Origin of the sequence: Shewanella sp. NKUCC01_JLK (assembly GCF_019345615.1) — a bacterium.
Taxonomy (GTDB): domain Bacteria; phylum Pseudomonadota; class Gammaproteobacteria; order Enterobacterales; family Shewanellaceae; genus Shewanella; species Shewanella oncorhynchi.
In genome coordinates, this window is the sequence record NZ_JAHKRD010000005.1 from 35,578 (window position 1) to 47,199 (window position 11,622).

General features: G+C 47.7%; 7 protein-coding genes. 4 read left to right on the forward strand and 3 right to left on the reverse strand.

The window, feature by feature from the left end; translation table 11 throughout:
* Window positions 1-181: 181 nt before the first annotated feature.
* The 3 genes from KO537_RS06830 (at window position 182) to KO537_RS06840 (ending at window position 5,005) form a co-directional block, all read left to right on the forward strand.
* Window positions 182-2,419: a hypothetical protein gene (locus KO537_RS06830; RefSeq protein WP_219234111.1), complete on the forward strand. Its 2,238-nt coding sequence runs from the start codon at window positions 182-184 to the stop codon at window positions 2,417-2,419.
* Between the two features lie 10 nt (window positions 2,420-2,429).
* Window positions 2,430-4,130, forward strand: coding sequence for a hypothetical protein (locus KO537_RS06835; protein ID WP_219234112.1), 1,701 nt, complete (start codon window positions 2,430-2,432; stop codon window positions 4,128-4,130).
* 599 nt (window positions 4,131-4,729) lie between these two features.
* Entirely contained in the window at window positions 4,730-5,005 is a 276-nt protein-coding gene (locus KO537_RS06840; RefSeq protein WP_028759808.1) for an acylphosphatase, read from the forward strand.
* A 67-nt stretch (window positions 5,006-5,072) separates the two neighbouring features.
* Here KO537_RS06840 and KO537_RS06845 read toward each other — a convergent pair whose 3' ends face one another.
* The 3 genes from KO537_RS06845 to KO537_RS06855 form a co-directional block, all read right to left on the reverse strand.
* A complete protein-coding gene (locus KO537_RS06845; RefSeq protein ID WP_219234113.1) occupies window positions 5,073-6,074 on the reverse strand; it encodes a peptidoglycan binding protein CsiV in 1,002 nt (333 codons plus the stop codon).
* The gene (gene mfd, locus KO537_RS06850; protein ID WP_219234183.1) at window positions 6,074-9,559 is read right to left on the reverse strand and encodes a transcription-repair coupling factor; all 3,486 of its coding nucleotides are present in this window, start codon (window positions 9,557-9,559) and stop codon (window positions 6,074-6,076) included. The genes KO537_RS06845 and mfd overlap by 1 nt, the downstream gene beginning before the upstream one ends.
* Before the next feature lie 85 nt (window positions 9,560-9,644).
* A complete protein-coding gene (locus KO537_RS06855; RefSeq protein WP_212601065.1) occupies window positions 9,645-10,286 on the reverse strand; it encodes a hypothetical protein in 642 nt (213 codons plus the stop codon).
* Window positions 10,287-10,380: 94 nt separating this feature from the next.
* On the opposite strand from KO537_RS06855, the gene KO537_RS06860 reads away from it, so the two are divergent.
* Window positions 10,381-11,613, forward strand: coding sequence for a lipoprotein-releasing ABC transporter permease subunit (locus KO537_RS06860; RefSeq protein WP_219234114.1), 1,233 nt, complete (start codon window positions 10,381-10,383; stop codon window positions 11,611-11,613).
* The last annotated feature ends 9 nt before the right edge of the window (window positions 11,614-11,622 follow it).

Here is an 11,622-nt window from a genome sequence, read left to right on the forward strand (position 1 = left end):
ACGAACAGCAGAAGTGTTAGTTAAGATTGGCATTGCTGTACCTGTGACTATCTAAAAGGATATTTTAGTCGTGCATTAAGGTGTTGCGCTGGACAGGCAAAATAGCCAAAGCATTTTATTTACTGGGTATGAAAGGGCATAATGCGGCGCTTACTATTTGTTTGAGATACAAGGAATAACCATGAAGTACTTGGTTAGCGTAGTTGCATGCTGTTTATTATCGGCCTGTTCTTTTGGGGATGCTGATGTTGAGTTTACGCCTGAAAAAGGGGAAGAGCGCTCGTATCAGCTGTATAGCACCACTAACATCACTGTAGACAATGGTCAGCGTACCGAAACGGTTAACGCCACGTCACATCAATTGCTGCGTTATAAGGTCCTCGAAACAGGCAAAAACAGTCGGTTTCAAGTGCATGTCGATTATATGAACATGCGCGATGGCCAAGGGAGCGGCGTCAGTAGTGGCCAGCGGGCCGATCGTAATCCAGAAATGCACGCTATTTTCTCGCAGGGGTTTGAATTTTCTTTAAATCTAGACGATGGCAGCGTTAAAGAATTCAGTGCATTGAACAAACCTGTATGGCAGGCGCTGTTGGCTGAACGCGGCGCAGAGCTTGAGCAGGAACTGAAAAAGCTCTTTAGCTCATCTGCCTTCCTTAGCACCATACCCGCCAAAGCGGGGGCGGTTGTCGCGCTTCCTACCTATCAAGGCCACGCCAATGCCAAGCTTACTGTATTGCAAGTCACTGATACGCATGTATTAGCCAAAGTTGAAAGTGGCGGCGAGCAAGCCAAAATATACGGTCAGCTGATGTTAGAACGTGAGCGGGGTTGGTTAGCGCAGTTAGCCTTAGTGGCAGAAGCGCCGTTTGAGCGCTACGGCTATAAGGGCACAGTGCGCAGCAACGTTATTATGTTGCCGCAGGAGCGCCAGTTGGGCGATCTGACGCAGCATTTAGATTTTTATGATTTCCCAGTATTTGAGTATCAAACACAACCTGACGTTGTGTTGGATAACGTCAATAAGACCTTAACCCAAGATGCTGTATTTGCCTATGATGCGGGCTACTTTTACCAGCAAGATGATTTATTAAAGCTGACTTATCAGTATGACTTTTCAGGTTTTAAACCTGAAGGCGGGTTTAGCTTAACCGATATCACAGCACACAGTGCGGATGGCACAGTACTGCCGCTGCAATTGAGCAAGGTAGGCAGTTACAGTTATCCAGAACAGGGTGGTTTCCATCAGTCTGAGCAGCAGAATTTGCTTATCGGTTGGAATGCGCCGAATGACCTCTTAGCTCAGGTTGCTGAGTTTCGCGCGACTGCCCATTATCGCAGCGCGAAATTGGTTAAACTTAACCTGACCCCCGATCCCAGCAAAACGGTGGCCTTGCAGTATGAAGATATACAGCTGGAACTCTCGCCAATCCCAGATAAACCATTCAGTTATTTGCTGAAATCGCGAGGCAGCACTGACAAATCTTGGTTATACCGGCGCTTTGACGGTGCCGAAGGCGCTATGGTGAAATATCTTTCACCGCCGCCCACTGGGCCGGATTGGTTAACCCCGGCAGAGCAAAATATGCTGGCGTTGGCCTCATCGACACAATATGAATCGATCACACAGTTTACCTTTCCCGCAGCGCCGCCCACGCTGACACTCTATGTGAATACTGTGGTTGACAGTGGTGAACTGACTAAGAACATTCGTTTTATTCCGACTCAAGATTACGCGCAAAATGTCGCCTATCCGCCGGCGCAGCAACAACTGCTTTATAGTGATGATATGTATGCGTCCTATGTTAATCAGCCGCAAGTTACTGCACCTGAAGACCCCGCCTTACTTGAGCCGCAAGTCGTGGCCAAATACGGCGTCAGTTTGCTGTTAACTTCCGAGCAGGCAGCGGTGTGCACGCTCAGTGTTGTCGATGCACCTAAGGTCAACGGGCACACACTGCAATGGATAAACACAAGCACTAACAACACGGGTTTTGGTGGAGGGCTGGATAAGTTTGTGCTGTACCAACTGACTAGCGCCGATGGGATCCGCCGCAATTTTTACGACATCAATGTCAGCAGCACTTTGGCCTGTACCGGGACGCCCAAATGGCAAGCGCTAGCGTATCAACCCGAGCAAAGCTGGTTGATTGATATCACTCAGTTGCCGAATGTTGATGCCCATCAAACTGTGGCCGACTTTATGCGGCGCTATCGTTTTTTAAATGCGCAAAATTTACAGCTAGCTCCTGCTATTCAAGGTGACAGCAGTGATTTTTATCAGCGTCCGTTGCAGCAAGTATTACGTGAGGAACGCTGGTTTGTACTGGCGGGGCGCGCAGCACAGATAGAGCAGCTGACGATAAGCGGCGAACCGGTCAATAAACAGTGGGTTAATACCTTCCCTGCGTTACCTTAAGGAGCAGAATATGAGAGTCTTATTACTATTATCTGCGCTACTTATGTCGTTTAATCTGTCGGCTGAGCGAATTTTACTCGACGAACTATGGCGGCTTAGCGATGTGCCTGGTGAAGCCATTTATTATCAGGAGCAAGCACCAACAGAGAAAGATGGCGTGTGGCCGCTACAACTCTTTTATCTGAAGACGGATAAACCCGTTTTTAAGGGCAGCGTCAACAGTTCCAATTTAGCCGAGAGTTTTATCGTTGGTGATTTCGAGTTTTTCTACCCCGATGGTCAACTGTCTCGCAAGGGCAGTAGCGATGCACAAGGGCGTTATCAAGGCACGCATCTGCATTATTGGGAAGACGGAGCGCTCTCGGGAGAGTACCACTACCAGCATGGCCAGTTGCATGGAGATCAGAAAAGTTACCATACTAATGGTCAATTAAGGGAGCTTCAGCATCGTGTGAATGGTGCTGAATTAGGATTATCGCAAAGTTATTTTAACAATGGCCAGTTGCAAACACGCGTAACCTACGGCGCTAACGGTATGGAAGGCCTATATGAAAGCTTTCATAACAATGGTCAGCCGGAGCAAACCGTTAATATGGTGGCGGGAAAAAGAGAAGGCGAGCGACTGTATTGGACAAAAGAAGGCTGGTTATACACTAAAGAGTTTTATCTTAAGGGGAAAATACACGGCGAAGTGTTGATTTACCGAGCTGCCGATGTGCTGCAAGAGATTAAACACTATGAGCATGATAAACAGGTGGGAAACCAGCAGCGTTTTGATGAACAAGGGCGGTTAGCAGAGCTGCAAAAGTATGATAAGGATGGTCGTGAAATTCAACATATTACCTATGATAATGCCGGTAACGTTGCGACCCAAACCGACACGCAATACCTCGCTAAAGGTCAGACTAGCACTGAACAGCGCTTCGATTCTGCGGGTAAGTTAACTTATCAATATCAGCAAGATACTGCAAAAGACTGGAGCTTACGTCAACGTTTTGATGCAGCAGGTGAGCTGATTGAACGTGATGAACAACTCAAGGGACGATACGATGGCTTGTATATCGGTGCAGGCTGGAATGGTTATATCAGGCGGATAAACTACCGCAAAGGTCAAATGCACGGTGCATATCGAGAAGACAAGGCCGAGGACGGCGGCTTTGTCAGCGGCCAATATCACTTTGGGTTAAAGTCCGGCAAGTGGGTCACAAAAAACGCGGATACGACGCGCAATGAGCAGTTTAACCAACAAGGTGAGCTGAGTGGTGAACAAACAGAAATCGCAGCCGATGGCACGATAATGCGCCGAGAGTTTTATAAAAATGCTAAGTTACATGGCGCGTATTTACTGCGTGGCTTTGATAAACAACTGCAAGCCCAAGGTCAGTATGTTAACGGTCAGCGCGAAGGCCAATGGCTGCTGCAAGATGAAAGCAGCTACAGCATGGTTAAGCTCTGGCATGGCAACTATAAAGCAGGACACGAAGTGGGTCACTGGCAAGCCTTTTCCGCCAATGGCCATTTATTAGGGCGGGCCCAGTATGATGATCAAGGTCAATTGCAAGGCAAAGGCTATAGTTTTAACGAAGATGGCAGCCTGCTGCAAAGTGATGAGTATCTTGATAATCAACTGCACGGCAGGTCGGTGTACTACTTTAATGGTGAACCCTCATCCGAGTATCGCTATCAAAATGGTCTGATGATCAGCGAGTAGCACTTCATCACCTACTCACACAATCAAGCAAAAACCGGCTAATTAGGCCGGTTTTTTGCTTTTTTGCATCTAGTTTGCTTGCCTTGCTTTATCGTCAGGCATACGCGCCGCTTGTCATTAGAGGGCTCACTTCTCAAACCCTCGTTTCGCGTTTACTAACTTGCCAGAACAAACACAATCTCAGCATCAAACGTCAATACGCCTTTATACTTCTTCGGCTATCACAGGGGATGTTTTTAAACATGAACAATGCAGATGGGTGTACGAGCTGATTTTCAGCTAAAAGCATTATATTCATTCGGGATGGATAGTTTTACTTTTCAAACTCTTGAAAATAATTGTTTATTGTGTAAAGTAGCGACCCTTGCTATTTTGTAACAAAATGATACAGAGTTGCTGTTTTATTTGTCCATTTATTGGATATCCCTTTGCGTATGTCGCCCGACACAGCTAGCAGCAGTCTTGTTAGCTGTTTTTTTTGCCTAAATTTAAATATTGTTTGTTTTTTGCTCTACAAATCCATAGGTTAACACTTAGCCTTTGGATAATTGCGGCTATGCTTATTTCTATAACAAGGTTCCGTGAAAAAGGAGCGTGAGATGAAGCGAGTATTAATTAATTTGACGGGAAAAGTGCAAGGTGTTGGTTGCCGTCATGCGACCTTGACTAAGGCCAGAGCCTTGGGCGTGACAGGATATGTAACCAATTGCCGCGATGGCAGTGTTGAAGTACTCGCCCAAGGCAGTGACATTGCTGTTAATGCTTTAATTGCTTGGTGCGAAGTAGGTGTGCCCTGCACTGAGGGATTAACCGTAACGGTAGGAGAAGACGAGGCTGATGATATCTACCTCGATTTCTCCATCGTTCAGTCTTAATTTAAACGTACCGTGTTAACTTAACTGCACCGTTTTAACTTAAGAATTGTGCGGGTTGTGCGTTTGTTCAGTATTGGCCAACAGTCTGTATTGATTCGGCATTCTGATTATTTTGCATTGCACTGGGTTGCGCCATCTTGCGGATTTGGATCACCATGCCCATTTCGGGATGATCTAAATAATGGATTTCTTCACTCTTCACGCGGCGGTTTTGCTCCAAAGGTACAGACATTAAAAATGGTGTCATGACTTTGGGCGCCGTGAGTGTTGCGCTGGTATCGGCCGCATCACTGGGTACGGCTGGCATTAATTTTCTGCCTTCTTTGCGCAAGTGCAATGCGGTTTCAATATATAAATAGTGGCTTAAATAGATATTCAGCGTGCCATCTAATTCCCATACTGGTGATACAGCAGGTGCAAGCATTGGTGTGCCATCGGCATTAGTCATAGGCTCTGCTTGAGCTTGCTTAATGATTTTTCTGCCATCGAAGTGATAAGTACCTGAGAAATCTTTACCCGCAAATAAGCGTATGGGTACTGAGCCACTCTTACCACGCATAGGTTGTTGCCAAGCCATGTGCAGTAAACTGCGCGTGCCACGTTCGCGGGATATGCTATTAATAATGCTCGCGAACTGACTTTGGCTGCGGGTTAACAACACTGGGCTGCCATTGGCTGTAGGATAACTGATCTGTGCGCTGCTGATTTCTGATGGGATCACCGGCGGGTAACGATATTCCACACTCGCAGGCGCGGCAGGCATAGGTTCTGACGTCGAGGTACCGTTTAAGGTTTCAGCGCAGTGGCTATTTGCATCGGCATCAAAGACCAGTGTGCAAGGCGCAGATGCGCTGGGTATCGGCGTGATTGCTTGTGCGATAGCGGGGGAGATTAAGTCTATTGCGTTATCGGTTTTCGTCTTGTTCGGCGCATCAGGCCATTGTTCACTTGACTGGCTTTGGCGTTCAAACACATAGACTTCAACCTCGAACCAAGCTTCTGCTTGGACGACCTGACTGTGTGATAGTGCAATGAGTGTAGCGATAGAGACCGCGAGTTTACGTAACACTATTTATCTCCAAGACGATGTTGCGATAATTGTTCTAGCAAGAGTTTCACTAAAGCGAGCCTGTCTTTACTGGTTTCGGCTGCAAGGCTGAACTTTAACTTATTCGGTCCTTCCATTCGATAGATTTGTGGCTGGCTTTGGAGTAATCCAATAATAAACACAGGATCTATGACATGATCATCACTAAATTCGATGCTGCCACCTTTACTGTGCACTTCTATTTTAGTCGCACCTAAGCGAGTCGCCTCATGTTTATAGAGGGTCATTTCCATTAAGTTACGCGTCGGTTCAGGTAATAAGCCAAAACGGTCGATCAATTCGACTTTTAACTCATCCAGCGCCGCCTGTGTTTCGCACCCTGCGATGCGTTTATAGAGCGACAGACGAATATTTACGTCGCTCACATAGGCTTCAGGCAGCAGGGCGGGGATACGCAGTTCAATTTCGCATTGCTGATTGAGCATTTGCGCCAGTGACGGTTCTTTGCCTTGTTTTAAGGCTTTTACTGCCGCTTCGAGCATTTCCATGTACAAGCTAAAACCAATTTTCGAAATATGGCCACTCTGTTCATCGCCCAAAAGTTCACCTGCGCCGCGGATCTCTAAATCTTGGGTCGCCAGCATAAAGCCCGCACCGAGATCTTCAAGAGCATCAATAGCTTCTAAACGTTTGCGCGCATCTGGGGTCATACGTTTGGGATGCGGCGTCATCAAATAAGCGTAGGCCTGATGGTGCGAACGCCCGACGCGGCCACGCAATTGGTGTAATTGTGCCAGACCAAAGGTGTCGGCGCGCTCAATGATAATGGTGTTGGCACTCGGGACGTCGATACCGGTTTCGATAATAGTGGTACAGACTAACACGTTGAATCTTTGATGGTAAAAGTCTGACATTACCCGTTCTAGATCGCGCTCACGCATTTGACCGTGGGCAACGACGACTCGCGCTTCAGGCAATAAATCGATAATGCCTTGGGCACATTTCTCAATACTTTCAACATTATTGTGCAGGTAATACACTTGGCCGCCACGGAGAATTTCCCGCAAAATGGCTTCGCGCACAGTCGCGGGATCCGATTCCCGTACAAAGGTTTTCACTGCTAAACGTTTGGCGGGCGGGGTGGCGATAATTGATAAATCGCGCATACCCGACATGGCCATGTTTAAGGTGCGCGGAATAGGCGTTGCGGTCAGGGTTAAGATATCCACGTTGGCGCGCAGCGCCTTGATTTTCTCTTTCTGACGCACACCGAATCTATGTTCTTCGTCGATAATCAATAGGCCTAAGTTTTCAAACTTAGCCTCAGATTGCAGTAACTTGTGGGTACCGATAACGATATCGACTTTGCCTTCTTCCAATTGCTGCAGCACTTGAGTCTGCTCTTTGGCGGTACGAAAGCGTGACATCACTTCAGTGACCACGGGCCAGTCGGCAAATCTGTCTTTAAAGTTTTCATAGTGTTGCTGGGCAAGCAGTGTGGTCGGAACTAGCACGACCACTTGTTTGCCAGCGTTGACGGCCACAAAGGCGGCGCGCATGGCGACTTCGGTTTTACCAAAGCCCACATCGCCACAGACTAATCTGTCCATTGCGGTCGGCGATTGCATATCGGCTAACACGGCGATGATGGCGCTTTCTTGATCGACGGTTTCTTCGAAGGGGAAGCCGCGGGCGAATTGAGCGTATTCTTCTTCATCAATTGCGCAGCTTTCGCCGGGACGCGCTTGGCGACGGGCATAGACATCGAGCAGCTCGGCCGCAACATCGCGGATTTTTTCAATCGCCTTTTTCTTGGCTTTAGCCCACGTCTCATTGCCGAGTTTATTTAAGTGGGCGTCTTCATCGGCGCCAACACTGTAACGGCTGATGAGATGCAATGAAGACACTGGCACATACAGTTTGTCACCGCCAGCGTATTCTAATTGCAAGTATTCTGCGACCAATCCACCCGTATCTAGGGTGACTAAGCCCCTATAAAGTGCAACGCCGTGTTCTAAATGCACTATGGGCTGGCCAACTTTGAGTTCGGCCAAGTTTTTAATCAGAGCATCATTACTGATCTGACGCTGTTTCTCACGGCGGCGTTGCTGGGAAATTCGATGGCCGAAGAGTTCAGTCTCACAAATGATACTGATACTATCTTTGGCGCTGATCTGCAGCAAACAACCGCGTGACAGCGGCGACACGATAAGGCCTAACTTGGTATCACTTTGAATAAATTCATCAAAATGGTTAAACAGTGCAGGTTTTAACTGAATTTTAGCGAGTAATTCAAGCAGCGCTTCGCGGCGACCCTCGGACTCAGCGCTAAACAACATGCGTTTGGCGCTGCTGGCATAATCTTGCAGCGCTAGCAGCGGTTGCTTTAATTTATGATTGGCGCTGATGTCGGGCAGGGTGCTGGCGGCAATAACAACCGCTTTCGTTGTTTCAATGCCATCTGTTGGCACTTGCATTTGATAACGTGGCAGCGGTTTAAAGGCGGCAAATAACTCTTCTATGAGTAAATACAGCTCTTTAGGCGCCAGTAATGGCCGCAGTGGATCGACGCGTCTGTCTTGATAGCGATGTTCGACTTCTTGCAGATGCGCACGCGCCGACTTTTCGATATCGCCTAAGGTGACGAGTTGAGTGTCCTTGGGCAAGTAATCGAATAGGGTGGCGGTGTCATCAAAAAATAGCGGCAGGTAGTTTTCGATCCCCGCCGGCATCAAGTTACGGCTCACTAGCTGATAAACCGATTCCGGCTCTTTGACTATGACCTCGAAACGGCGGCGGTATCTTTGCCTAAAACCTTCGATGGCCGAACTGTCGGTTGGGAATTCCTTCGCGGGCAATAGGCGAATCGAGTCGACAGGTTGCAATGAGCGTTGGGTTTCTGGATCAAAATGGCGAATGGTTTCCACTTCTTCATCGAATAGCTCGATGCGCAGTGGCATATTCATCCCCGTTGGGAAGATATCCAGAATCGAACCGCGAATGGCAAACTCGCCATGTTCATATACTTGCTCCACCGAATGGTAGCCAGTGTCGGTTAAATGCTGGCGTACATCGTGTAACTTGTAGCTATCCCCCTTTTTGAGCACAAACACGTTTGCGCTTAAATAGGCCTTAGGTGGCAGGCGTATCATCAAGGTGGTGACGGGTACGATAACGATATTTTGCTCAATCTGAGACAGCTGCGATAGCGTTTCGAGTCGCTGGGAGATTAAATCCTGATGGGGCGAAAAACTGTCGTAGGGCAAGGTTTCGCGGTCAGGGAATAATCTGACCTTAATGCCTGTTTTACTGAGCAAATAACTCAGCTCTAACTCTAAGCTTAAGGCACTTGGCGTGTCACTGGTGACGACTAAGGTCGTTCCCTTATGTTGACGCGCTAAATTGGCGAGTGTAACGGCTTGGCAAACGCCGCCCACGGTGGACAGAGTCTGAATTTGAGTGCCATTTTTGACGGCTGGCGGCGTTAGGGCTGATATGTGAGTCATTGGCGTGCGATAAACTGATTCATTCACAAAGAGTTGCAGACATTGTAGAGACTTGATGGCATAGGTGCCAGAGAAAAGTCAGCGGCTATTGACGCTCGTCTCTGGCGAGTTTGCGTAACTTGAGTTGTTTCTGTTGCACATTGAGGCTAGCTTTGACTAATTGCTCCACGTCAGATTCAAGAATTTGACTGAATTCAAAGTCGGTTTGCCATTGTAGATGTTCAGGTTGAGTATGTTGTTCTGTTCTGTCATTACGACTCATATCGCCTTCGGCTTGTGCTATTTTTTGTGCTTGAGTGGCGATGACTTTGCCAAAACAGAGAATGGCAACTAATTCGTCGTGAATAAACAGAGTAATTTTATAGTGGGAGCCAATGTCTAAGGCTGTTGGGGTGAGTAATCTTAGGCCACTGCCACCAAATTGGTTACCAAAGCATTTTTCGCCCTCTTGGGTTTCTTTTTCTAATACATGTTGCAGCACTAGATCTACTTTGCGGGATTGCAGCTTTAAAAAATCCACGACAACTTTTGCCTCGTTATCTAAATGGCGCAGCTGTAGCAAGCAGTTAGCTTCGAGTGTTTTGACTTCGCTGAGCAGTTGAATGCCTAATGATTGCATTGATCTCAGTGCCATTTCTGAGGGTAATGGCTGGGAACTCGGCCATTGGCTTAGGTAGGCGGTAAAGTGGTGAGGCACACTAAAATACGGATTGGTGTCAGTGAACAAGGCTTGCCTCTTTATTTATAGGACCAATACCCCTATTATCGTGCCCATCTTCATGATTTAGCAAGTTCAGCACACAGGACGCAACCCTCTTTCAATGAATCCAGGATTCCCTTTCTATATTGGTTACCGTTATTGGCGGGCCAAAAAAGCGAACGCGTTCGCGTCGTTCATTACCTTATTTGCCGTTTCTGGCATTTTTTTAGGCGTTGCAGCCCTGATCGTTGTCAGTTCAGTGATGAATGGCCTTGAAGGCCAACTTAAGCAACGTATCTTAGGTGCAGTACCGCAATTAACTATTTATAGCGAAGCGCCGTTAGTCGATTGGACTGAGCAGGCGAGTGCGCTTAAAGCCTTACCGGGTGTGTTAGGCGTTACACCGAGCGTGTCGACGCAGGCCATGGTGCAATCTGCGTCGAATATTCGCGCTGTGCAGGTTTATGGGGTGTTTCCCGAATTAGCACAAAAGTTATCCTCCGTTGCGCAGCATACTTACTCAGGTGCATTTGAACAGTTGGCGAGTGGCGACTTCAAGGTGATTTTAGGATCTGAGCTCGCACGGCAACTCAAAGTCGCTCCCGGTGATACGGTACGATTATTGAGTGGCGATGGTGTGGTGTACTCCCCATTAGGCCCAGTTCCGAGTCAACGTAAGTTCTTGGTATCTGGCATTTTTGAAATGGGCTCTCAGGTTGATGCTGGCGTTGCATATATCCATTATCAAGATGCAAAGCGTCTAATGCGTCAACCGAGTGAGGCTATTGATCAGCTTAGACTCTATTTAACCGATCCCTTTAGCGCGCCCGCTTTAGCGTCTAAAGTGCAGGATGTTCTCGCTAAACAAGATATTAAGGTAACAACCAGCGATTGGCGCGATACCTATGGTCACTTGTTTGGTGCGGTAAAAATGGAAAAGAACATGATGTCGCTGATGCTGAGCCTGATTGTGGCCGTGGCCGCATTCAATATTGTTTCGGCGCTAGTGATGATGGTGGTCGATAAAACCACGGATGTGGCAGTGCTAAAAACCCAAGGCGTAACCACGCCCGCCGTGATGGGCATTTTTGTGGTGCAGGGTTCGCTCAATGCAGTACTTGGTTTAGTGCTTGGGCTCGCGGTAGGTATACTTATCACTTTGAATCTGAATGGCATTATGACGACATTAGGCATTTCGATTTTAGGTGCGGGACAGAGTTTACCAGTAAAACTGGAGTTGATGCAGTTGTCAGTGATCGTGATAGGCACGCTATTGGTCACCTTGTTGGCGACCTTATATCCCGCGCTGCGTGCGGCCAGAGTGCAACCTGCAACTGCGTTGAGATACGAGTAAACTCGTGAG

Excerpts from the sequence above, each read along its gene's own strand:
- mfd (WP_219234183.1), bottom strand. The coding sequence starts at position 9,559 with ATGACTCACATATCAGCCCTAACGCCGCCAGCCGTCAAAAATGGCACT.
- KO537_RS06840 (WP_028759808.1), top strand. The coding sequence starts at position 4,730 with ATGAAGCGAGTATTAATTAATTTGACGGGAAAAGTGCAAGGTGTTGGT.
- KO537_RS06835 (WP_219234112.1), top strand. The coding sequence starts at position 2,430 with ATGAGAGTCTTATTACTATTATCTGCGCTACTTATGTCGTTTAATCTG.
- KO537_RS06830 (WP_219234111.1), top strand. The coding sequence starts at position 182 with ATGAAGTACTTGGTTAGCGTAGTTGCATGCTGTTTATTATCGGCCTGT.
- KO537_RS06860 (WP_219234114.1), top strand. The coding sequence starts at position 10,381 with ATGAATCCAGGATTCCCTTTCTATATTGGTTACCGTTATTGGCGGGCC.